The sequence below is a fragment of the Aeromonas simiae genome (genome assembly GCF_000820125.1).
Lineage (GTDB): Bacteria > Pseudomonadota > Gammaproteobacteria > Enterobacterales > Aeromonadaceae > Aeromonas > Aeromonas simiae.
Genome location: NZ_CDBY01000087.1, coordinates 23624 through 46979, shown reverse-complemented (window position 1 = coordinate 46979; position 23356 = coordinate 23624). Strand labels below are relative to the sequence as shown.

The 23356-nt window shown below is 64.7% G+C and carries 20 protein-coding genes and 1 pseudogene; 11 read left to right on the top strand and 10 right to left on the bottom strand.

Annotated elements, in window-relative coordinates; genetic code table 11:
* Both BN1134_RS17790 and BN1134_RS17785 read left to right on the top strand, forming a co-directional pair.
* On the top strand, window positions 1-539 hold a 539-nt coding region (locus BN1134_RS17790; protein WP_042048833.1), incomplete at its 5' end, for a transporter associated domain-containing protein.
* Window positions 540-550: 11 nt separating this feature from the next.
* Window positions 551-1654 (top strand): beta-N-acetylglucosaminidase domain-containing protein, encoded by a 1104-nt coding sequence (locus tag BN1134_RS17785; RefSeq protein ID WP_042048831.1) that lies wholly within the window; start codon window positions 551-553, stop codon window positions 1652-1654.
* A 54-nt stretch (window positions 1655-1708) separates the two neighbouring features.
* Here BN1134_RS17785 and BN1134_RS17780 read toward each other — a convergent pair whose 3' ends face one another.
* A complete protein-coding gene (locus BN1134_RS17780) occupies window positions 1709-2341 on the bottom strand; it encodes a LysE family translocator (protein WP_042048829.1) in 633 nt (210 codons plus the stop codon).
* A 208-nt stretch (window positions 2342-2549) separates the two neighbouring features.
* On the opposite strand from BN1134_RS17780, the gene BN1134_RS17775 reads away from it, so the two are divergent.
* Window positions 2550-3071 carry a DUF1523 family protein gene (locus BN1134_RS17775; RefSeq protein ID WP_042048828.1) on the top strand — a complete coding sequence of 174 codons (522 nt, stop codon included), beginning with the start codon at window positions 2550-2552 and terminating at the stop codon, window positions 3069-3071.
* 3 nt (window positions 3072-3074) lie between these two features.
* Entirely contained in the window at window positions 3075-3374 is a 300-nt protein-coding gene (locus BN1134_RS17770; protein ID WP_042048827.1) for a winged helix-turn-helix domain-containing protein, read from the top strand.
* Here the strand turns inward: BN1134_RS17770 and BN1134_RS17765 are convergent.
* Complete coding sequence (locus BN1134_RS17765) at window positions 3365-5554, bottom strand: response regulator (RefSeq protein ID WP_042048826.1); 2190 nt, start codon at window positions 5552-5554, stop codon at window positions 3365-3367. The two genes, BN1134_RS17770 and BN1134_RS17765, sit on opposite strands and share 10 nt — an antisense overlap.
* A gap of 3 nt (window positions 5555-5557) precedes the next feature.
* Entirely contained in the window at window positions 5558-6043 is a 486-nt protein-coding gene (locus BN1134_RS17760; protein ID WP_042048825.1) for a putative pterin-binding protein, read from the bottom strand.
* A gap of 310 nt (window positions 6044-6353) precedes the next feature.
* Here BN1134_RS17760 and BN1134_RS17755 point away from each other — a divergent pair, with 310 nt between their 5' ends.
* The 5 genes and pseudogenes from BN1134_RS17755 (at window position 6354) to BN1134_RS17735 (ending at window position 11275) form a co-directional block, all read left to right on the top strand.
* Window positions 6354-7982, top strand: coding sequence for a response regulator (locus tag BN1134_RS17755; RefSeq protein WP_042048824.1), 1629 nt, complete (start codon window positions 6354-6356; stop codon window positions 7980-7982).
* Window positions 7983-8026: 44 nt separating this feature from the next.
* The gene (locus BN1134_RS17750; protein WP_042048822.1) at window positions 8027-8989 is read left to right on the top strand and encodes an ion channel; all 963 of its coding nucleotides are present in this window, start codon (window positions 8027-8029) and stop codon (window positions 8987-8989) included.
* 64 nt (window positions 8990-9053) lie between these two features.
* Window positions 9054-9860: an exodeoxyribonuclease III gene (gene xthA / locus BN1134_RS17745; RefSeq protein WP_042048821.1), complete on the top strand. Its 807-nt coding sequence runs from the start codon at window positions 9054-9056 to the stop codon at window positions 9858-9860.
* Window positions 9861-9980: 120 nt separating this feature from the next.
* A pseudogene (locus BN1134_RS17740) lies at window positions 9981-10505 on the top strand (YbhB/YbcL family Raf kinase inhibitor-like protein).
* Window positions 10506-10507: 2 nt separating this feature from the next.
* Window positions 10508-11275 (top strand): helix-turn-helix transcriptional regulator, encoded by a 768-nt coding sequence (locus BN1134_RS17735; protein WP_042048820.1) that lies wholly within the window; start codon window positions 10508-10510, stop codon window positions 11273-11275.
* 56 nt (window positions 11276-11331) lie between these two features.
* On the opposite strand, the gene BN1134_RS17730 is transcribed toward BN1134_RS17735, so the two are convergent.
* Window positions 11332-11724, bottom strand: a complete 393-nt coding sequence (locus BN1134_RS17730) for an NUDIX hydrolase (protein WP_042048843.1) — start codon at window positions 11722-11724, stop codon at window positions 11332-11334.
* Between the two features lie 216 nt (window positions 11725-11940).
* On the opposite strand from BN1134_RS17730, the gene BN1134_RS17725 reads away from it, so the two are divergent.
* The gene (locus BN1134_RS17725; protein WP_042048819.1) at window positions 11941-13143 is read left to right on the top strand and encodes an efflux RND transporter periplasmic adaptor subunit; all 1203 of its coding nucleotides are present in this window, start codon (window positions 11941-11943) and stop codon (window positions 13141-13143) included.
* A gap of 9 nt (window positions 13144-13152) precedes the next feature.
* Window positions 13153-16281, top strand: a complete 3129-nt coding sequence (locus tag BN1134_RS17720) for an efflux RND transporter permease subunit (RefSeq protein ID WP_042048818.1) — start codon at window positions 13153-13155, stop codon at window positions 16279-16281.
* A gap of 103 nt (window positions 16282-16384) precedes the next feature.
* Here the strand turns inward: BN1134_RS17720 and BN1134_RS17715 are convergent, their stop codons facing one another.
* The 6 genes from BN1134_RS17715 to BN1134_RS17690 are packed head-to-tail and all read right to left on the bottom strand — an operon-like array spanning window position 16385 to window position 23355.
* A complete protein-coding gene (locus tag BN1134_RS17715; protein ID WP_042048816.1) occupies window positions 16385-17362 on the bottom strand; it encodes a formate dehydrogenase subunit gamma in 978 nt (325 codons plus the stop codon).
* Window positions 17359-18000, bottom strand: coding sequence for a formate dehydrogenase FDH3 subunit beta (gene fdh3B / locus BN1134_RS17710; RefSeq protein ID WP_042048815.1), 642 nt, complete (start codon window positions 17998-18000; stop codon window positions 17359-17361). Before fdh3B ends, BN1134_RS17715 begins: the two co-directional genes overlap by 4 nt.
* Before the next feature lie 4 nt (window positions 18001-18004).
* Complete coding sequence (locus tag BN1134_RS17705; RefSeq protein WP_042048814.1) at window positions 18005-20860, bottom strand: formate dehydrogenase subunit alpha; 2856 nt, start codon at window positions 20858-20860, stop codon at window positions 18005-18007.
* 10 nt (window positions 20861-20870) lie between these two features.
* The gene (locus tag BN1134_RS17700; protein WP_198133213.1) at window positions 20871-21101 is read right to left on the bottom strand and encodes a twin-arginine translocation signal domain-containing protein; all 231 of its coding nucleotides are present in this window, start codon (window positions 21099-21101) and stop codon (window positions 20871-20873) included.
* A gap of 1 nt (window position 21102) precedes the next feature.
* Window positions 21103-21678 (bottom strand): TorD/DmsD family molecular chaperone, encoded by a 576-nt coding sequence (locus BN1134_RS17695; RefSeq protein WP_042048813.1) that lies wholly within the window; start codon window positions 21676-21678, stop codon window positions 21103-21105.
* Window positions 21679-21687: 9 nt separating this feature from the next.
* Window positions 21688-23355, bottom strand: a complete 1668-nt coding sequence (locus BN1134_RS17690; protein ID WP_042048811.1) for a 4Fe-4S binding protein — start codon at window positions 23353-23355, stop codon at window positions 21688-21690.
* Between the last annotated feature and the right edge of the window lies 1 nt (window position 23356).

Below are 23356 nucleotides of genomic sequence, written 5' to 3'. Positions count from 1 at the left end.
CCCCCACCCCCATCTCCCGCTCGGCGGTGGAGATCCACCCCGAGAGCGAGTGGGAGCTGTTCATCTATCAGCTTGGTGCGGACAAGTGGTGCATCGGCTCACCCCTGCGCGATCTGCACATGCCCAAAGGCACCCGCATCAGTGCCCTGTTTCGTGGTGAAACCTTGCTGCACCCCTCCGGCAGTACCGTGCTGGAAGCGGGCGACATCCTCTGTGTGATTGCCCATGAGGTGGATCTACCGGCCCTCGGTGAGCTGTTTAGCCAGGCGCCGGAAGAGCAGTCACCGCAGCGCTTCTTCGGTGACTTCCAACTCGATGGTGCGGTGCGCCTGTCCGCGCTCGCCCCCATCTACGGCCTGACGCTGGATGGGGTGGACGATCAGAGCCTGGGGGACTACCTGAGCCAGGAGCTTGGCGATAAGCTGGTGGTCGGTGACCAACTCGACTGGCAGGGGATCCGCTGGACCGTGGCCGACATGGAAGATCATGAGGTACGCCGGGTGGGTGTCCGCCTGCTGGGTGAACTTGAGGAAGAGTAAACGGAGGCCATATGCCCTACGGCACACTGCTTGCGGGGGGGCTCACCCCTGATCCGGCCCTCGGGCTCATAGAGGGATTTTTCGGCAAGGGCTGGAGCTTTGCGGAGCGCCGCCGCTACGCCCAGTGGCTGCCCCGCCATGGCTATGGCTTTTACCTCTACGCCCCCAAAGAAGATGGCTGCCTGCGCAAACACTGGGCCGAACCATGGCCAGAGGCCACCTTGCAAGCGCTCAAGCTGCTGGCCGCCGAATGCCGGGCTAACGGGCTTGCCTTCGGGGTGGGCTTGAGCCCGATGGGCGCCCATCACGACTATGCCGGCAAGCGGGCCGCGCTCGAGGCCAAGGTGCGCCTCATCGACGCCGAACTCGCCCCCGATCTGCTGGCGGTGCTGTTTGATGACATGAAGGGGGACACCCCGGATCTGGCTGCCCGCCAGCTCACCATCGCCCACGACATCGCCGCGTGGAGCCAGGCGCCGCGGCTACTGTTCTGCCCCAGTTACTACTCGACCGATCCCATTCTCGAGAAGGTGTTCGGCCCCATGCCGACCGGTTACCTGACCGAACTAGGCCGGCAGCTCGACCCGCGTTTTGCCATCTTCTGGACCGGCCCTAAGGTGCTCTCCAAGCGCTACCCGAGCGATCACCTGGCTCAGGTCAGCGACTGGCTCGGGCGCAAGCCGTTTTTGTGGGACAACTACCCGGTCAACGATGGCAGCAAGTCGAGCCACTTCCTCCATCTGGATGCGTTTCGTGAACGCCCCGCCCGTCTGGCCCAAGAGCTAAGCGGTCATGCGGTCAACCCGATGAAACAGGCTGCCCTGTCGACCATTCCACTGGCCTCGCTGCCGCTGAGCTACCGCCTCGGCGATCGCTATAACCCGGAGCAAGCCTTTCACGCCTCGGTACAGGCCGCCTGTGGCCCCCAGCTTGGCCCGTGCATCGAAGAAGATCTGCCGCTGATGCAGGAGGTGGGGCTGGCCCAGCTCACCGCCCAGCAGCAGGATTATCTCTCCCGCCGCTACCGCCCCTTCCGCGGCCAGCCCTGCGCCGACGAGATCCTCGGCTGGCTGGCTGGGGATTACGCCTTCGATCCGGACTGCCTCACCGACTGAGCCATCCCCTCATGCGAGAGCGGGGCCTGCTGGCCCCGCTTTTTTTCTTCCTGTTCACCCCAGCGCCAGCCAGACGCCGACCCCCATCATCAGCGAGCCGGCGATGCGGTTCATCAGCCGCACGTTGCCACTTTTGGCGAGAAAGTGGCGCAGGGTGCGTCCGCCGCTGGCGTAGAGCACCAGACAGCTGAACTCGATGATCAGAATGAGGCCGACCAAGGCGGCGATCTGCGGCCCCATCGGACGGCTGGTGCTGATGAAGGGGGGCAGCAGCGAGATCATGAAGGCCCATCCCTTGGGATTGGCGATGGCGGTGATAAACCCCTGCATGGCCAGGGTCAGCGCGCCGCTTTGGGTCGCGCCCTCCCCCACCTCGCTGATGGCCATCTTGCCGCGCGAGCGCCACATCTGGATCCCGAGCCAGATGAGGTAGGCGCCCCCTACATACTTAAACAGGCTGAACAGGCCGGGATAGTTGAGCATCACGGCCGCCACCCCGACCACCGAGAGCACCGAAACCAGACCGACGCCGATCAGCTCGCCCCACATCATGTGCAGGGTGCGGCGCACACCGATGCTCATCCCCAGCGTCATGGAGAGGGTCATGCACATGCCGGGCGTGACCGAGACAAAGAAGAAGGTGGGGATAAACAGGGCCAGGATGGCGGGATCGATATAGGCGGACACGTAATACTCCTTTTAACGGGTCAGAGAGAGATAATGCCCTGCTAACCGAGGCGGCAGCAAGCCGTAAAGGGGGAGGAAAAGATGACTTTTTCCTGTCGTAGCAGGCTGTTTTAAACAGTTTTTTTCACGCTCTCATCAAGCTCGGGTATGGGCGGGCGCACCAATTTTGGATAAGGTATGGTCACCTCGTGTGCCAAAGAAGACCCCCATGAACGCCAAATTCGAGAAACCCGCCTTTATTCTGCTCGGCGCCATCGCGCTGGCTTCCGCCCTCTGGCTCGATTTCTACCTGCCGGAGAAACAGATCACCACCATCACCGGTGTCGAGGTCAAGCGTACCGACAAGGACGGCCCCATCAGCAAGAACAACCCGGCTGACGGCCCCACCACGGACGTCTACTACATCTACACCGAGAAGTCGGGTGAGAAGGTGCGGGTGTTCCGCAACGAGGATACCGGCTGGGGCTGGCCCTTCTACTTCAAGTTCAACGCCGCCGACGTGCAGGCCAAGGCCAAATCGATGGAGTTCGACAAGCGCCAGGCGCTCATCACCTCCTACGGCTGGCGCATCAACATGCTCTCCATGTTCCCCAACGTCACCAAGGTGCAGGATGCCGCCGAAGATACCTCGACCTGGAGCTTCTTCCGCTGGTTCTGGTTCGGTGTCTGGGCGCTGGTGATGGGGCGTGCCGCCCTGTGGCTGTGGCGCGCGTTCGCCAAGGCGGAGTGAGCCATGAGCGAGCCCATCAGTAAGACCCGCACCAGCTTCTTTCGCCGCCTCTATGTGGCGCACCTCATCAGCCAGGGCACCGACAGTGTGCCCTCCCTGATGGAGGCGACCGGCATGCCGCGACGCACCGCCCAGGATACCCTGAACGCCTTGGCCGAACTCGATATCGAGTGCCTCTTCGAGCAGGCCGAAGGGGGGCGCAACAATCAGGGGCACTACGTCATCCGCAGCTGGGGCCCCATCAATGCCCAGTGGGTGGCCGACGAGGCCGAGCGGCTGGCCAGGGAGCTGGGCTACCGCTGATCCCGGCACGCCTCGCAGCCACAAAAACGCTGCAGGGCGTCGGCCAGCATCTGGCGGGAGATGGGCTTGTGCAGCAGCCCCTGCATCCCCGCCGCAACGCAGCGCTCATCCAGCCCGGGCGTCATGTCGGCGGTGAGCGCCAGCATGCAGTCGGGGCGCCCCGGGCCGGCCACCAGCTGACGGGCGGCCGAGATGCCATCCATACCGGACATGTGCACATCCATCAGCACCAGCTGATAGTGGCGCGACTGGCATGCCAGCAGCGCCTCCTCCCCCGAGCAGGCCAGATCGGCCTTCCATCCCATCCGCTCGAGCATCAGCGCCGCCACGGTGCGATTCACGCCGTTATCATCCACCACCAGCACCCGCCGCTGCTGGCCATGGCGCAAGGCCACCACCCGAGCAACTTCCTGCAACAGCCGCCGCTTGTCGACCGGCTTGGCCAGATAACCGTCCATGCCGGCGGCGCGATAGCGCTCGTCCGCCTGCCCGAGGGCATCCGCCGTCACCGCTATGATGGGAACATCGGCCCACGGCGCGGCGGCCTGACGGATCCGGGTGGTCGCCGCCACCCCGTCCAGCACCGGCATCTGGGCATCCATCAGCACCAGATCGAACGGCTGCTGCGCCAGCAGCACCAACGCCTCTTCCCCCTGCCTCGCCTCCTCGACCTGATGGCCGGCACTGCGCAGCATGGCCGCCATCACCTTGCGATTGGTGGCATTGTCATCGACCACCAGCAGTTGCAGCGCCGCGTGCTCCGCCTCCGGTGGCGGCTCACTCACCACCGGCTGCGCCACGGCCACCGGCCAGCTCAGGGTAAAGCAGCTGCCCTGCCCCGGTTCGCTCTCGACCTGGATCTCGCCGCCCATCAGGTGGGCCAGACTGCGGGAGATCTCGAGCCCCAGCCCCGAGCCGCCATATTCACGGGTGATGGAGATGTCAGCCTGGGCGAAGCGCTGGAACAGCATCCCGATCTGCTCGGCGCCGATGCCAATGCCGGTATCGCGCACCGCAATGACGATACGCGCCCGCGCCGCCTCCAGCGGCTCGCTCGACACCGTGAGCTGCACGCTCCCCTGCGGGGTGAACTTGATGGCATTGGAGAGCAGGTTGAGCAGGATCTGGCGCAGCCGCAGGCTGTCGGCTTGGATCCAGGCCGGCGTGTCCGACGCGATGACATAATCGAGCCGCAGCGCCTTCTTCTCACCGCTCGGGCGCAGTAACTCGAACAGATCGTGCACCAGACTGGGAAGGTGGCAGGGGGCCAGATCGAGACGGATCTTCCCCTCCTCCAGCTTGGAGACGTCGAGGATGTCGTTGAGCAGCCCGAGCAGGTGCTCGGCCGACTCGCGGGCCGTCGCCAGGTAGCGGCGCTGGCGCTCACCGAGCGGTTCGTCATCGAGCAGCGAGAGCATGCCGAGCACCCCGTTCATGGGGGTGCGGATCTCGTGGCTCATGTTGGCCAGGAAGCTGCTTTTCGCCCGATTGCCCGCCTCGGCGGCGTGGTTGGCCGCGATCAGGCTCTCGTTGAGCTGGCGCAGCTCTTCATGCTGCTCACCGGTGCGGCGCTGCTGACGCCACGCCAGGATGGCAAACAGCATCACCAAGGCAAATTGCAGCGAGGCGATGAGGGTGGTGGTGATGATCTGGCGGCGCACCGCCTCGCGCCGCGCCATGTCGAACTGGGCGGTGCGGCGATTGACCTCCAGCATCAAGGGCTGCAACCGGTCGAGCACGCTCGGCAGGGCGGTTTGCATGGTCTTGATCGCCTCGGCATCGAGCGGCGCCTGCGGCTGGGGGCCGAGCCAGACATCGGCCATCGCCACATAGCCGCGCACCACGTCGACCACCTCGCCAAACAGGGGCGCATCGCTGAGCAGACGGCGATCGCGCCCGGTAAAGGCGAGATCGACCCGGCTGGCGAAGATGTCATAGCGCAGTTGCAGCCGCTCGGACGCCCCCGGATGCCACAGCAGCAGGCTGTTTTGAAAACGCAGCGCCTCGTTGTAGAGCTGGGAGTAGTTCCACATGATGCTGTCGTCGCCCTGATTGGCGTTGGTCTGCAAATCGATAAACTGGCGATACTGCACCGAGCCGATCCCGAGCAGGGCGCTCACCAACACCAGCACTATGATGACCAAAAAGCGCCGGCTGGGGCTCATGACCCAGGTCAGCATGGGTTACTCCACCCGGATCCGGTCGATCTGCCACGCCGACCAGCCGTAATAGAGCTTGGTCTGAAGCGCCGGGTTCTGATCGAACGGGAAGACAATGAAGAAGGGCCCCTTCTCGCGCACCGTCAGGGGGTGGCCATCCTTGCTGTGTGCCAGAATCGCCCCTTGGGTGATGAGCACCTCGATGGGAATGGTGACCAAGTAGTCATTGAGGGCATGCACCACCAACTGCGTCCCCTGCGCCTTGACCAGCGCCAGCAGATCGGCAAGGCGAGGGCCGCGAAAGACGTGGGCGTCGTCATACCAGGGGGTGCGGGTACGGATGTCGTGTTGTGGCAACGCCATCAGCATGGGCAGATCCAGTTCGGCCAACGCGCCATGGTTGCGCGCGTGCAGCGCCCCCTCTAGCGTCAGCACCACCTCACCGCGTGGCGCCGGCAATCCCCAGGCCAACGCGCTCCAGCAGCAGAGACAAAACCACACGATGCGCATCCTGTGACCTCCTTACAACGATCTGCGCCCTCTTGGCGTTGCATATTGCACACCTTGGCAGCCCGGTGCAAACCGAAACAACACTTTGTTTGCAACTGACTAACAAAAACAGCGCCGCCCCAGCGACGAAGGCAAGGCACGCTCAGCCACCCCGCCCCCCTACTGCGCCGCTTTTCCCATGAGAATGCCCATCTTAGCGGGTGGCGGGCCGCATCGGGCTGGCGGCCGAGCAGACGCCAACACGGCGCCCATTTGCCGGTCTGCCGCTTTGCTGGCACACTCAAAACAGGTCTCTCTCGTCGTGAGCATCATGTCCACAGCCTCCTCTGCCGACCCCGTCCTGCGCCTGCTGTTGGTGGACGAACAGCGTTCGTTCCACATCATGATGAAGGCTATGCTGCTCAATGTGGGGATCAACCGCATCTCTTATGCCTATTCCGCCGAAGAGGCGCGCCGCCTGTGTCAGAAAGAGAGCTTCGATATCTACCTCATCGACTACGATCTCGGCGCCGGCGAGAACGGCCGCCAGCTGCTTGAGAGCCTGCGCGAGCGACGCCTCATCCCGCCACGCGCCGTGGTGATGATCGTCAGCGGCGACGCCAGCCGAGCCATGGTGCTGAGCGCCATCGAGTCCGAGCCCGATGAATACCTGATGAAGCCCTTCTCCCAGGAGCAGTTCAAGCAACGGCTCAAGCGTGCCGTGACGCGCCGCCGGGCACTGCAACCCCTGTTCGAGGCCCTCTCGCGCCAGGATGACACGGCCCTGCTGGCCGCCTGCGAGCGCGCGGCGCAAGAGCACCCGCGCTACAGCAACTTCTGCCGCTGCCTGCAAGCTGACACCCTGATGCGGCGCGGCGAGCCCCAGGAGGCGCGCAGCCTGCTGCGCCAACTGCTCGCCGCCCAGGACAACAGTTGGGCGCGCCTTGCGCTCGGCAAGGCATGCCACCAGTTGGGGTTGCACGAGGAGGCGGTGAGCCACCTGCACGCCTGTCTGCGCCTTACCCCCCTGATGGTCGATGCCTATCGCGCCCTGGCCGAGAGTTACCAAGCCCAGGGCAAGACCGAGGAGGCGCAGGCCCAGCTCAAGCAGGCGGTCTCTCTCTCGCCCCAGTCGGTTCTGCTGTCACGCCAGCTGGCCGAGGTGAGCCTACAGCGCGGCGACTATGCCTGCGCCAAGGATGTGCTGCTAAACCTCATCGACATGACGCGCAACTCGATTCACCGCACCCCCCACTATCTGGGGGCCTACATCCAGACCCTGACGCTGTACGCCCTCAACAGCAACGACAGCTATCACATCGCCAACTTGCAAAAGCAGGTGAATAGCGCCCTCTCACGCCTGCGCGACGGCCTGATCAGCGCCGATTTCAACTACCCGGCCTTCGAGCAGCTGTGTCAGGCGCGGGTCCAGATCGCCTGTGGCGAGCTGCTCAAGGGTAAGAAGATGCTCTATCGCGCCAACCAGAACTGGCTCGATAAGCCCGAGAGCATGCCCCCCGCCCTGCTCGGAGAGACAGTGCTCGGCCTCTATCAGCTCGGTGAGTTCGAGTATGCCGAGAGCCTGCAGGCGCTGCTGTCAGAGGACGAAGATCACCTGCTTACCACCTGCATCAGCGCCACCCGCACTGACAAGACGGTGCAGGAGCGGCGCCAGCGCTACCAGCAGCTCAACGAGCTCGGCATCAAGGCCTATCAGGCCGGCGAGCTGGAGCAGGCGCTCGGCCACTTTCGCGAGGCGCTGCGGCGCACCCCGGCCAACACCGGCTCGGCCCTCAACAAGATCCAGGTGCTGCTGCAACTGCTGGCCAAGGAGCGCAAAAACAGCGAATACCTCGACGAGTGCCGCACCACCCTGAGCCTGCTTGAGGGGATCCCGCTCAACCCGGCCCAGCAGGAGCGCTTTCGCAAGCTGCGCCAGGAGTTCGCCCAATACCAGTAAGGGGGCCTATCCTCTAGGCGGTTTTCCCGCGCGAGGTCTTCCCCATGTCCCACTGCCACTACCTGGTGAGCGACGGCCGCCAGTGCCGCGAGCCCGCCGGCCCCAATGGCCTGTGCCACTGGCACGATCCCAAAAGCGACAAGCAGAGCGAAGAGACGGCGCACGCCCTGGAGCAGTTTGTGCGCCGCGGCGGCCTGTGCCACGGCCTGCAACTGGCCCGCGCCAATCTCAAGGGGCTCAACCTGGTCAACCAGGGATCGCCGGATGGGTTCTTGCTGGAAAAATGCGACCTCTACCGGGCCAACTTGCAAGGCGCCCACCTCTACCGGCTACGCATGCGCGGTGGCAGCCTGATGAAGGCCGATCTCACCGACACCAACCTGCACTGCGCCCACATGCACGACGTCAACCTGCTCGGGATCCGCTGGGGCAACACCCGCATCGACAGCCTCGACACCGGCCCCAGAGTGCTGCAAGAGAGCCGTGGCCGGCGTGAGCGGGATCGCCGGCGCGCCGACATCCTGTTCAAGGAGGCCGAAGAGATCTACCGGGATCTGCGCAAGGCGGCCGAACACCAGGGGATCTTCACCCTCTCCGGACGCTACATCCAGCAAGAGCTCACCATGCGCCGGTTGCAGATGCCGTTCTGGTCGCTGCGCCGTTTTCTCTCCTGGATTGTCGATCTGTTCTGCGGCTACGGAGAGGACCCGCTGCGGGTCGTGCTCTTCTCCCTCATCATGATCGCCTGCAGCGCCGTCTTCTATTTCTTCTTCGGCCTGAGCTTTGCAGGCGAGCACCTGATCTACCGGCCTGACGCTTCGCTGCACGACAACCTCATCTTCCTGCTCGAGTGTCTCTACTACAGCGTGGTCACCTTCACCACCCTGGGGTATGGGGATTTCACCCCGGTCGGGATCTCACGGCTGTTTGCGGCGCTGGAGGCCTTCACCGGCAGTTTCACCCTGGCCCTGTTTGTGGTGGTGTTCGTCAAGAAGATGACCCGCTGATGCCTTGCATCGGCGGCCGATTCCTAGTCCAATACCCGAAAACAACGACATGAGCATCCGGACAATGAAGATCGTCTCTTTCAATATCAATGGCCTGCGTGCCCGCCTTCACCAGTTGCAAGCCATCATCGACAAGCATCAGCCGGACGTCATCGGCCTGCAGGAGATCAAGGTGCACGACGAGGCCTTCCCGCGCGAAGAGGTGGAGGCGATGGGCTACCATGTCGCCTTCCACGGCCAGAAGGCCCACTACGGGGTCGCCATCTTGAGCAAGCAGGCGCCGCTCTCGGTGGAAAAAGGCTTTCCCGGTGATGACGAAGAGGCCCAGCGCCGCATGATCATGGCCAGCTTCCAGCGCGCCGACGGCGCCATCATCAAGGTGATGAACGGCTACTTCCCGCAAGGGGAGAACCAGGCCCATGAGACCAAGTTCCCGGCCAAAACCAAGTTCTATGCCGATCTGCAAGCCTACCTCGAGACCCACCATAACCCGGGCGAGCAGCTGGTGATCATCGGCGACATGAACATCTCCCCCACCGATCGCGACATCGGCATCGGCGAGGCCAACCGCAAGCGCTGGCTGAAAGAGGGCAAATGCTCCTTCCTGCCCATCGAGCGTGAATGGCTGGCCCGCCTGCTCGGCTGGGGACTGACCGACACCTTCCGCGCCGCCCACCCCGACGAGAGTGAGCGCTTCTCCTGGTTCGACTACCGCTCGCGCGGCTTTGACGACAACCGGGGCCTGCGCATCGATCTGATCCTCGCCTCCGACGCGTTGAAGGACGCGGTGACCGAGGTAGGGATCGACTACGAGCTGCGCGGCATCGAAAAACCCTCCGATCACGCGCCGATCTGGGCCACCTTCGCCTGAGCCCCCTGACATATCGGCTCATCTTGCCGCTCTCTTCGGGCCTTATTGAGCCGATATGTCCATCCTCTCCCTTCACGACGCCCTATACTGGCCGCACATCGTCACCGGAAGGAGAAGACCATGAAACCAACCCTGCTCACCCTCTCTCTGCTCGCCACCCTGCCCGTCTCGGCCCTAGAGCTCACCAGCCCCGACCTCAGCGAAGGCAGCCCCATGGCCGACACCTTCGTCTACAACGGCTTTGGCTGTCGTGGCGACAACCGCTCCCCCGCCCTGCACTGGCGTGATTTACCGGCCGGCACTCAGCGCCTTGCCATCACCGCCTATGATCCGGACGCCCCCACCGGCAGTGGCTAGTGGCACTGGATCGTGGTCAATCTGCCCGTCAGCGAAAGCGGCCTGGCTCGCGGCGCCTCGGGGCAGCTCAAGGCCGGTCTCGAGACCCGCACCGATTACGGCGTCACAGGCTATGGCGGCCCCTGCCCGCCCAAGGGACACGGCATGCACCGCTACCGCTTCACCCTCTGGGCCCTGCCCGGCCCGCTCTCGGTGAAGGCCGATACGCCGGCCGCCATGATTGGTTTTCAGCTCAACCAGAGCGCCCTGGCCAGCGCCAGCCTGACCGCCACCTACACGAGCCGCTAACGATGACACCACCCGCCCGGCTGACCCGCTACCAGGCCCGCTTGCCGCAGGGGCTGCGCAATGTCTTCCTGCCGGCCGCCACCCTGATCCGCATCGACAAGGGGGAAAAACGCCTCTGGTGGCAAGAGCAAGCGCTGGTGCTGACGGGCGATCACTGGCTGGCGGTGCCCGCCGGCAGCCGCCTCACCTTTCTCAATCAGCCGGGCGGTGACGGCTTTGCCTCTCGGGCGTTGAGCCTGCACCTGCCCCCTCCACAGGCGTGGTGCTCTGATGGCCCCACGCCCGCGGCTCGCCCCTGCCTCACGACCACCCCGGCCCTCACCTGGTGTTTCGAGCGGGTCGCCGAGATGAGCGAGGTTTCCCTGTGCCAAGAGAGCGCCGAGGCGCAGGTCACCTCCCCCTATGCCGAGCTGCGCGCCATGGGGGCGCTCTCCCTGCTCTTTCCCGGTAGCGCCATGGCGCTCTCACAGCGACTGGCCGATCTGATGGCTCAGGAGCCCGGCGCCGAGCACACCCTGGCGGCCCTGGCCCCCCATCTGGCCATGAGCCGAGCCACCCTGACCCGCCACTTGGCCGCCGAAGGGGTGACCTTTGCCGAGCTGTTGGCCCGGGTACGCATGAGCCATGCCCTGACGCTGCTACAACAACAGCTGCCTCCCCGCGAGGTGGCGCTCGCCTGCGGCTACCGCTCGGTGCGCCGCTTCGCCGAGCGCTTTCGCGGCCACTTCGGGCTGACGCCGCAGGAGTACCTCCACACCTGCCCGCAATAACAAAGGGACCCGTAGGTCCCTTCTCGTGTCACCACCGCTTTTTGCGGCTGCCAGCCTTAGCCAAGCCGCCTCTCGCGCGCCAGCGCCTCGATCACGACCCGGGCCGCGGCCGAGCAGCGCGCCAGATCATCCACCCCGAGCCAGGCCAGCTCGGCAATCTCGGCGGCCGGTTGCAAGGTGCCGTCATAATCGGCCTCATAACAGGTGAGGCGCACCACCACCCCATCGGCCTTGCCATCGGCCTGAGCCTCAAAGCAGCCTGCGGGGCGGAGGGTGCCATCCACCAGGCTCACGGTTAACTCCTCTTGCACCTCGCGGCGCAGCGCCGCCTCGTCACTCTCGCCCGGCTCGCGCTTGCCGCCGGGAAGGTAGTAGAGGTGCTTGCCGTGGGAGCGGGCACACAGCACTCGCCCCTTTTCAATACGCAACCAGGCCAGTTTGTCGATCAACACCTTGTTCTCCTTCTCTCAGGGGGTCGCCATCATGCCGGCGACGACTTCAGGCAGCTCCGATTGAAAATCCATGCAACAAAGCAGGTTTTTTTGATCGCAACAGCCCCTGTTCAACTTTGCGCAATACCATAATTCATCCTGCCCTGAAGGGCAGGATGACAACGATAACAATCAGCAGACCAGGGTGAGGACTGCCATTCAAAGGGGAGCGACATGATCCGTTCTACAACGAGAGAGTTCAACTATCTGACCAGGGGAACCCTCGCCGCCGTGCTTGGTGGTCTGCTTGGCGCCTGTGGCGGGGAGAAGGGCGATGCCGCCCAGAGCCTGCCGCCAATGCCCGTGGTGGTGGAAACCGCCCAGGCCGGCGACGTGCCGCTGACCACCGAGATGGTCGGCGAGACCGCCGGCTATCGCGAGATCGAGGTGCGTTCACGGGTGGGCGGCATCTTGCTCAAGCGCACCTATGTGGAGGGGCAACCGGTCAGCGCAGGGCAGGAGCTGTTTCTCATCGATCCCGAACCCTACAAGGTGGCGCTGGAGCAGGCCAAAGGGGTATTGGCCCAGGAGATGGCCCGCCTCAACAAGGCCCGTGCCGACCGGGATCGCATCATCCCCCTGTTCAAAAAGCAGGTGGTGAGCCGCAAGGATTATGACGACGCCATTGCCAACTACGAGGCCGCCGTGGCCAGCCACCAGTCGGCCCAGGCCAAGGTGAAAGAGGCCGAGCTCAACTTGAGCTACACCGAGGTGACCGCCCCCATCGACGGCATGGCCAGCAAGAGCTCCCAATCCGAGGGGAGCCTCATCTCCACCAGCGGTGACAGCAGCCTGCTCACCACCATCACCCAGTACAACCCCCTCTACGTCAACTTCTCCTACTCAGAGCAAGACCGCCTCAACTTTGAAAAATCGGTCAAAAGCGGCCGGCTAGAGGCGATGGATGCCACCAACTGGCGCACCCATATTCGCCTTGCCGACGGCTCCCTCTATCCGGAGGCGGGCAAGCTCAACTTCTCCGATAACCGGGTCGATCCCCAGACCGGCACCATCCGCGCCCGCGCCATCTTCGACAATAAAGACGGCAGCCTGCTGCCGGGCCAGTTCGTGCGCATGACCATCGATCTCGGGATGCGCAAAAACGCCATCCTGGTGCCCCAGCGCGCCGTGGTGCAATCCCAGGCCGATCGCATGGTGATGGTGGTGGATGCCGACAACAAGGTGGTGCCGCGCCCAGTCAAGCTCGGCGCTGTGATCGACAAGGGGGTGCTGATCGACAGCGGGCTGAAGCCGGGCGATCGCTACATCGTCGAGGGGCTGATGAAGGCCCGCCCCGGCGCCGTGGTCAAGCCGGTCAGCGCCGAGCAGATGCAGGCCATCAGTGCCCAGGTGGTCAAGGGCGCAGCTGGTCAATAAGGAGCCGCCATGTTTTCCAAGTTCTTCATCGAGCGCCCCATCTTCGCCAGCGTGATTTCGATCATCATCGTGCTGGGCGGTTTTGCGGCCATGCGCTCGCTCCCCATCGAGCAGTATCCCCAGATCACCCCGCCCGTGGTGTCGGTGACCGCCTTCTATCCCGGCGCGACCCCAGAGGTGATCTCCCAGACCGTGGCGGCGCCGCTCGAGCAGCAGATCAACGGCGTGGAGCGGATGCTCTACATGCAGTCGGGGTCGGCCTCCAACGGTCAGATGAACCTCAACGTCTACTTCGAGATAGGCACAGATCCGGATCAGGCCACCATCAACGTCAACAACCGTGTCTCGGCCGCCATGGCCCAGCTGCCGGAAGAGGTGAAAATGCAGGGGGTGACGGTCAAGAAGAAATCGACCGCCATCTTGCAGGTGGTGACCCTGCAATCGCCCGGCGGATCGTTTGATACCACCTATCTGTCGAACTACGCCCTGCTCAACATCATCGACGAGCTCAAGCGCATCCCCGGCATCGGGGATACCAACCTGTTCGGCGGTACCGACTACGCCATGCGCGTCTGGCTGCGGCCGGATCGGCTGGCCCAGCTGCAACTCACCCCAAGCGACGTGATTGGCGCCATCCGCGAGCAGAACACCCAGTTTGCGGCGGGCAAGATCGGCGCCCAGCCCACCTCGGCCCCGGTGGACTTTACCTATACGGTGCAGACCAAGGGGCGCCTCGAGGAGGTCAAAGAGTTCGAAAACATCATAGTGCGCGCCATGCATGACGGCGCCAAGATCCGGGTACGCGACGTGGCGCGGGTCGAACTCGGTGGCAAAGACTATGACGTCATCGCCAGGGCCAACGGCAAGCCTGCCATCGGGATCGCCACCTACCTGCAACCAGGGGCCAACGCCGTGGCGGTGGCCGAGGCGGTGCACGCCACCATGGAGCGCCTCAAGGAGCGCTTCCCGCAAGACATCGAGTACCAGATCCCCTACGACACCACCGAGTTTGTGAAGATCTCCATCGAGGAGGTGGTGCACACCCTGTTCGAGGCGATCGTGCTGGTGTTCATCGTGGTCTACCTCTTCTTGCAGAACTTGCGGGCCACCCTGATCCCCTGCATCGCGGTGCCGGTGTCCCTCATCGGCACCTTCGCCGGCATGTTGATGCTGGGCTTCTCCATCAACCTGCTGACCCTGTTTGGCATGGTGCTCGCCATCGGTATCGTGGTCGATGACGCCATCGTGGTGCTGGAGAACGTCGAGCGGATCATGAGCGAGAAGAAGTGCTCGCCCAAGGAGGCCGCCATTCTCGCCATGCAGGAGGTCTCCGGCCCCGTGGTGGCCATCGTGCTGGTGCTGTGCGCCGTGTTCCTGCCGGTCGCCTTCATGGGCGGCATGACAGGGGTGATGTACAAGCAGTTCGCCATCACGGTCGCCGTGTCGGTGGCCATCTCGGGCCTGGTGGCCCTGACCCTGTCACCGGCCCTGTGCGCCGTGCTGCTGAAAGAGGGCCATCAGCAACCGGCCCGCTTCTTCGTCTGGTTCAACCATCTCTTCGATCGGCTCACCCGCCGCTACGTGCGCGGGGTGGCCTTCCTCAACCGCCGGGTCGCGGTGGCGTTTGCCATCATCGCCGTCATCGTCCTCTCCATCTACGGCCTGCTGCTGAAGGTGCCGGGGGAGCTGGTGCCGAACGAAGATCAGGGCTACCTCATCTCGGCGGTGATGCTGCCCGATGCGGCCGCCCTCACCCGCACCCAGGCGGTGGCGGATCAGTTCGACAAGATGGTGATGGCCAACCCCAACGTGCAGGACGTCATCACCTTCTCGGGCTTTGACATCCTCTCGAGCGCCGTCATCAGCAACAGCGGCCTCACCTTCATCACCCTCAAGGACTGGAAGCAGCGCCAGCAGCAGGGGGCCGACTCCTTCTCCCTGGCCAAAACCCTGCAAGGCTACAGCCTGATGGGGCTGGCCGATGGCTTTGTCGCCTCCTTCAACCCGCCCCCCATCCAGGGGATGTCGACCACCGGCGGCCTCGAGGGCTATCTGCAAAACCGTGGCAACGGCGATGCTCACGCCTTTGCCGGCGAGGTGCAGCGCCTGCTCGACGCCACCAAGCAGCGCCCCGAGCTGGCCAGCGTCACCAGCACCTACCGCGCCAACGTGCCGCAGGTCTATCTCGATCTCGACCGGGAGAAGGCCAAGGCGCTGGGGCTGCCCATCAGCGCGGTGTTCGACACCATGCAGGCCACCTTCGGCCAGGTCTACGTCAACGACTTCAACCAGTTCGGCCGCACCTACCGGGTGCAGCTGCAATCCGAAGCCGACTACCGGGCCAGAAAGAGCGACATCCGCAACATCTACGTGCGCTCCAATAGCGGTGAGATGATCCCACTGAGCAGTCTGGTGACGGTGCGTGATGCCAGCGGCCCCGAGCTGGTCGAGCGTTTCAACATCTTCCCGGCGGCCAAGATCATGGCCCAACCGGCAGCGGGCTACAGCTCGGGTCAGGCAATTGCCGCCCTCGAGGCGATCGCCGCCGAAACCCTCGGCAACGACGCCAAGCTCGAATGGACCGGCGCCGCCTATCAGGAGAAGGCCGCCGCCGGCAGCGCAGGCACCGCATTTGGCTTTGGCATCGTGATGATCTTCCTCATCCTGGCCGCCCAGTACGAACGCTGGACCCTGCCGTTTGCGGTGATCACCGCCGTGCCGTTCGCCCTGTTTGGCGCCCTGCTCGCCACCTGGGCGGTGGGGCTTAGCAACAACGTCTACTTCCAGATAGGACTGGTGACCCTGGTGGGGCTTGCGGCCAAGAACGCCATCCTCATCGTGGAGTTCGCGGTAATGAAGCACGAAGAGGGGATGAGCCTCATCGAGTCAGCCCTGGAGGCAGCGCGCCTGCGTTTTCGCCCCATCGTCATGACCTCGCTGGCGTTCATCCTCGGCTGTGTGCCACTGGTCACCTCAAGCGGTGCGGGCGCGGCGAGCCGCCATGCCCTCGGCTGGCCGGTCATCGGCGGCATGCTGGCGGCGACCTTCATCGCCATCTTCTTCATTCCGCTCTTCTTTCGCCTCATCATGCGCGGCTCGGAGCAGCGGAAAAAAGCGCAGCAGCGCCACCAGGCGTGAGAGTAAAACGGCGGCCCAAGGGTCGCCGTTTTTTTTCCCTCTTGCTACCTGAGCCAAACTCATCGCCCATCAACAAGAGGGGCGCCCGAAGGCGCCCCTGTTTTCACTGCTGTTTCGGCTCCTCGGCCACCGGCGGCCCGAGGGTGTGCTTGACCTCTTCATACCAGAGATCGTGGTGCTCCTTGGCCCAGGTCTCGTCCACCTCGCCGGTCACCATCCCCTCCAGCGCCCCTTCCAGCTGGAACAGGCCCATGTAGATATGGAAGATGAAACCGCAGATGAGGATGAGAGCCCCGACGATGTGGATGAAGCTGGCCCACTCCATCTGGCGGCGCAGTTGGCCGAAGATGGGGAAGTCCAGAAACAGCCCGGTCGCCACGACGATGCCACCAAACCAGATCAGCAGCCAGAAGATCGCCTTCTCACCGCCGTTGGAGAAGCCCGCCGAGGGGTGGCTCCCCTTGTGCTTGCCCAGCATGCCGCCCGCCTTCAGGAACCACTGCACATCCACCATGTTGACGATGTTGTGGCGGAACCACTTGATGAGCACGCCGAGCAGGCAGAGGAAGAACAGCGGCCCCACGTAGTTGTGGAACACCTTGGCAAACCAGATCCAGTGCTTCCACACCTCGACGCTCACCACCGGCTTGATGAAGTACTTGCCGTAGATGATGGCCAGCCCTGACCCCGCCAGGGTCAGGAACATGGTGGCCGTGGTCCAGTGCAGCGCCCTGTCCACCCGGCTCCAGCGCTTGAGCTTGCGCCCGGTGCGCGGTTTGGAGAGCTTGGTCTGCCCCACCAGCAGGTAGAAGATCCCGCACATGCCCAGTGAGCCAAAGATCGCCATGGCCCCCAGTGGAGAGACCCACTTGGTCTTGACCTCGAACCACACCTGGCCCGGCACCGAGATCAGCACCTCATGCTCGGGCGAACGGGAGGTGGTGGTCCCCGCCTCCCCGCCCTTCACCGCCCGCCAGTAGTCGGCGCCGGCAAAACCGACCGCCTCCTGCTTGGCATCGGCAAAGACAGGCGCACTCACCAGCAACAAGGCGGTCAGCAGCGCCTTCAGCCAGCTTTTCATTGCGCCTCTCCCTGCTTGCCAAGCCGCAGCTGCTTGCCCTTGCCCGCTTCGTGGAACAGCTCGTCCTCACCGGCCCAGCCGGCATGGGGCGCACCGCGCCAAGCCACCCGCTCACGGTAGATGTCGGAGATCATGGCCGCGTCGCCGGCCAGCAGCGCCTTGGTGGAGCACAGCTCGGCACACATGGGCAGCTTGCCTTCGGCAATGCGGTTGGCGCCGTACTTCTTGCGCTCCGCCTCGCTGTGATCTTCCTCCGGGCCGCCGGCGCAGAAGGTGCACTTGTCCATCTTGCCACGCTCGCCAAACGCCCCGTGCTTGGGAAACTGGGGGGCGCCAAACGGGCAGGCAAACAGGCAGTAGCCACAACCGATGCAGAGATCCTTGTTGTGCAGCACGATGCCGTCGTCGGTCTGGTAGAAGCAGTCGGCCGGACAGACCGCCATGCAGGGGGCGTCGGTGCAGTGCATGCACGCCACCGAGATGGAGGTCTCGCCGGGCTTGCCGTCGTTGAGGGTCACCACCCGGCGGCGCTGGATGCCCCACTCGAGGGCATCGTCGTTTTCGTTCTTGCAGGCGGTCACGCAGCCGTTGCACTCGATGCAGCGCTTGGTGTCACACAGAAATTTCATCTTGGCCATGGTTTCAGGCTCCTACTTTGCGAAAACGGCACAGGGTGACCTTGGTCTCCTGCATCTGGGTCACCGGGTCATAGCCGTAGGTGGTCACAATGTTGACCGACTCGCCCAGCACATAAGGGTCAGCCCCTTCCGGGTACTTGGATCGCAGATCCTGCCCCGAGAAGTGCCCACCGAAGTGGAACGGCATGAAGGCAAGCCCAGGTTTGACCCGCGGGGTCACCAGCGCTTTCACCTTGACCCGTCCCCCTTCCGGCCCCTCGACCCAGACGTCCTGCCCATCCTTGACCCCGACGTCGTTGGCATCGGCCGGGTTCATCTCGACAAACATCTCCTGCTGCAACTCGGCCAGCCAGGGGTTGGAGCGGGTCTCGTCACCGCCCCCCTCGTACTCGACCAGACGGCCGGAGGTGAGGACGATGGGGAACTCCTTGCTGACATCTTTTGCCTGCACCGAGGCGTACTGGGTCGGCAGGCGCCACAGGCTCTTGGCATCGGGCCAGGTGGCGTAATCTGCCAGCAAGTCGCGGCGCGGGGTGTAGAGCGGCTCGCGGTGCTTGGGCACCTGATCCGGGAAGGTCCACACCACGCAGCGCGCCTTGGCGTTGCCATAGGGCACGAAGCCGTGCTTGATGGCCACCCGCTGGATGCCGCCGGAGAGATCGGTCTTCCAGTTGCGCCCCTCGGCCTCCTGCTTCTCGGCCTCGGTCAGCTCATCCCACCAGCCCAGCTGTTTGAGCAGATCGGCGGTGATCTCGGGATAGCCGTCCTGCACCTCACTGCCCTTGGGCCAGGAGTCTTCGGCCAGCAGGGAGACCCCCTGATACTCGATACCGAAACGGGCGCGGAATCCGCCGCCCCCCTCCGCCACCGACAGCGTGGTGTCATAGAGGATGTGGCTGCCCGGGTGCTTCATCTCGGGGGTGCCCCAGCAGGGCCAGGGCAGACCGTACACCTCGCCGCTGACCGCGCCCCCTTCGGCCTTGAGGCTGGTCTTGTTGAAGGTGTGCCAGTTCTGCTGGTGCGCCTTGAGGCGCTCCGGGCTCTGGCCGGTATAACCCACGCTCCACATGCCGCGGTTGTATTCGCGCACCACGTCCTCGAGCAGCGGCTGGTTGTTCTCCACCTTGATGTGTTTGAACAGCTGGTCGGCAAAGCCGAGCTTCTTGCTCAGCAGGTACATGATCTCGTGGTCGACCTTGGACTCAAACAGGGGCTCGACCACCTTGTCGCGCCACTGCATGGAGCGGTTGGTGGCCGTCACCGAGCCATAGGTTTCGAACTGGGTGGTGGCCGGCAGCAGATAGACGCCATCGGTGCGATCGTTCATCACCGCCGCGACGGTCGGATACGGATCGACAATCACCATCATGTCGAGCTTTTGCATCGCCTTCTTCATCTCGGGGCCGCGGGTCTGGGAGTTGACCGCATGGCCCCAGTAGAACATGGCGCGAATGTTGGAGCCCTGCTCGATGAGATCGGCGTTCTCCAGCACCCCGTCCACCCAGCGCGACACCGGAATACCGTTGTTTTGCATCGGCAGCTTGCCGTTGTAGGCCTTGTTGTCAAAGCGCGCCTTGAGCCACTCGTAGTCGACGTCCCATACCCGGGCCCAGTGCTTCCAGGAGCCCTCTTCCAGGCCGTAGTAGCCAGGCAGCGAGTCGGAGGTGACGCCAAAGTCGGTAGCCCCCTGCACGTTGTCGTGGCCACGGAAGATGTTGGTGCCGCCGCCGCTCTTGCCCACGTTGCCAAGCGCCAGCTCGAGGATGCAGTAGGCGCGGGTGTTGTTGTTGCCGGTGGTGTGCTGGGTTCCCCCCATGCACCAGACCACACAGCCGGGGCGGTTGTCGGCGAGCAGCTTGGCCGCGCCGTAGACCTCCTGCTCACTCAGACCGGTCACCCGCTCCACTTCGGCCGGGGTCCAGCGCGCCACCTCCTTTTGCACCTCGTCCATGCCAAAGACGCGGGTGCGGATGAACTCTTTATCTTCCCAGCCGTTCTGGAAGATGTGCCACAGCAGGCCCCAGATGAAGGCCACGTCGGTGCCCGGACGCAGGGAGAGGTACATGTCCGCCTTGGCGGCGGTGCGGGTGCGGCGCGGGTCAACCACCAAAATCTTGCAGCGGTTGCGCTCTTTGGCCAGCAGGATGTGCTGCATGGCGACCGGGTGCGCCTCGGCCGGGTTGGAGCCGATGAACATGATCGACTTGCTGTTGTGCATGTCGTTGAGGCTGTTGGTCATGGCGCCATAGCCCCAGGTGTTGGCGACACCGGCGACCGTGGTGGAGTGGCAGATCCGCGCCTGGTGATCCACGTTGTTGGTGCCCCACAAGGAGGCCATCTTACGAAACAGGTAGGCCTGCTCGTTGGAGTGCTTGGCCGAGCCGAGCCAGTAGACGCTGTCGGGGCCGGACTCCTTGCGAAGACGCAGCACCTCATTGCCCACCTCTTCGATGGCCTGCTCCCAGCTCAGGCGCTGCCACTTGCCCCCCACCAGCTTCATCGGGTACTTGAGACGGCGCTCGCCGTGGCCATGCTCACGCAGTGCCGCCCCCTTGGCGCAGTGACCACCGAGGTTGAAGGGGTGATCGAAGGCCGGCTCCTGGCCGGTCCACACCCCGTTTTGCACCTCGGCATAGACGCCGCAACCCACCGAGCAGTGGGAACAGATGGTGCGCTTCACCTCGACCGGCGCGTCGAAGGGCACCGTCTTGGCCTCGGCGCGGCGCATCATGCCTGGCGCCATCCAGCCGGCGGCGAGCGCGCCGCCCGCCACCAGCCCTGAGTTGATCATGAAGGAGCGGCGGGTCAGCCCCTGGGCCTGTTTCCCCTGGGCCGTGTCATTACGTTTGGTCAGTTTCATCGTGCGCTCCTCACTCTGTGCCACGCAGGGAACGGTAGTAGGCCTTGACGTGATCGCTCTCGCGATAGCCATTACCGTGTTCCTTGTTCGCATCATCCTGGGCAGCCACTGCCTGCCCGGCCACGCCGACCACGGCGCCAGCCACCACGGCCATGCCCGCCCCCTTCAACAGGTGGCGGCGGGAGGGGTTCTCCAGCTTCTCATCGCTCATCATGGACTCTCCGTTGTTGTTCTCGTTCATCTCAGGAGGCCGCCACCCTAGGCACGCCAAACGGCAGCCGCAGGGCCAGCTCCTGCTGGAAAAAATCGTCGGCCAGCGCACCGGCCGCCCGGTAGAAGACGGCGCTCTTGGCCGCCTGTTGATCACGGCAGCACGCCTGCACCCAGGGGGCCAGGTGCCGCTCAAAAAATTCGTTGCGAGCCGGATGCTCCTCGGCGCACAGGATCGCCATCACCTCGCACAGGGCGGCCAGGTGATCCTCGGGCTCGCACACCCCCTCCTGACGCTCGAAGCCGAGCCGCAGCAGATCGCGGCGCAGCACCGCCAGCGGCAGCTCCATCAGGGAGCCGGTCAGGTACCAGGAGGCAAACGGCACGATTTCACCGCGCCCAAGGCCGATGAAGAGATCCTGATACTCCTCGGCCAGCTCCTGCTCGCTGCGGCTGCTCGCCGCCAGCTGCACCAGCCCCAACCCGCGGGCCAGCGGCCCCGGCTCGGCTTCAATGGCGCGCAGCCAGGCCAGCGCCTCGCCGGCGGGGGCAGCGCGCCACCAACTGGCCAGCAGGGCATACATTTCACTTCGCATCGTTTCGTTCATCGCAGCCCCTTACACCTTGACCTGGTCGAGTGGATTGGCCACCAGGGGCTCGAACACGTCGCGCACCCGGCAGTCTTCACACATCAATAGCCGCTCGGCAGCCGCCCCTTGGAAATGGCTGTGCCCGGCCAGCTTCTCGCGAATGCGCCGCACCAGCGAGGCAGGGGCAAACGGCTTGCCGCAGCGGATGCAGCAGGCGGCCTCTTCGGCCTTAAGCAGACGATCGGCACGGCGCGCCTCGGCCACGGGTTGCAAGCCGGGAGCCAGGGTGATGACCCGCTCCGGACAGGCCTGCTCGCACATGCCGCACTGCACGCAATCTTGCTCGGTAAAGCGCAGCTCCGGCACGGCGCCGCCCTGGCTGGCATGCAGCGCCCGAGTCGGGCAGACCGCCACACAGCCCATGCAGAGGGTACACCCCTGCTCATTATTGAGGCGCACGGCGCCATAGGGGGCGCCCGCCGGCACCGCCAACTCCGCCGTGGCACCGCCATGGGTGGCATGCAGGGCATCGAAAGCCGCAAACAGCCGCTCGCGCTTACTCCCCTTGGGGGTCTCCGGCAGCGCAACCGGGCGCTCGGCCAGGGTTTCCGGCAGCGCCGTCCCCGGCTGCCACACGCTGATGGCCTCTTGGGCCACTCCGGCCCCCTCCAGCAAGGGGGCGGCCAGGGCCAGCTCGCGCTCGAGCGCCTGGCGCGTGGTCGCGCCGCACTCGGGGTGCAGGGCGATGCTCACCCGGCTCGCACCGGCGGCCAGGGCGCCCAACCAGCTCTCAATCCCGACCGAGGCGCTCTCTTCAACCGGCAGCAGCAACCAGTGGCCCGGCAACGCCTCGGCATCGAAGGCGGCGCATTCGGCTTCGCCGGCGATCAGCAGATGGGGATGGCTTCCCCCCGCCTCGCGATAACGGGCCAGCAGGCGCCACAGGTAATCCTCCTGGGTCGCGGCGCTCGGCTGCTGATAGCTGATGGCGCCGGTCGGGCAGGCGCTGGCACAGCTACCAAGCCCCTGGCAGAGGAAGGGATCGATACGAATTTCGCCCTGATCGGCGCGCAGGGCATCGGTCGGGCAGAGATCGAGGCAGCGCCGGCACCCCGGTACACCACGGGCGGTGAAGGCGCATGCCTCGTTGTCGAGCTTGAAGTAGCGCGGCTTGTCAAACACCCCCATCAGCTCGGCCAGCGCCGCGATGGCGCAGTCCAACTCGTCATCCTCACTCAGATGGCGATAACCGAAGGGGGGGCGCTCCAGCGCCAGCAGCGCGGTCTGACCCAGATCGAGCACCAGATCAAAGCGCCCCTCCGGGCCGTAGCAGACCCGCTCCAGCGCCACCGCTTCCCCCTCGGGCCCACGCACCGTCAGGCCGTATTGGCCGAGATAGCCGTGCAGCTTGGGGGTGCGAGCTAAGAGGGTCTCCAGATGGGCGGTCGCCCCGAAGACAGCGTCGAGATCGCTGGCATCCGGGTGGCGCGGCTGCTCGCTCACCGCCAGGGTGAGGCGCAGCGCAGGATGGGTCAGGGCGCGGACGGCGGCCCGGCGAACCCGATCCTCGGGGCCGATCAGCAGCAGCCGGCCATGGCTGTGGTAGGTGACGGTGACCGGCAACAGGTTGTCGGCCCGTCCGGTCAGGCGCAGGGCCTGGTCCCGCGCGTACAGGTTCTTGTTATCGACGCTCACA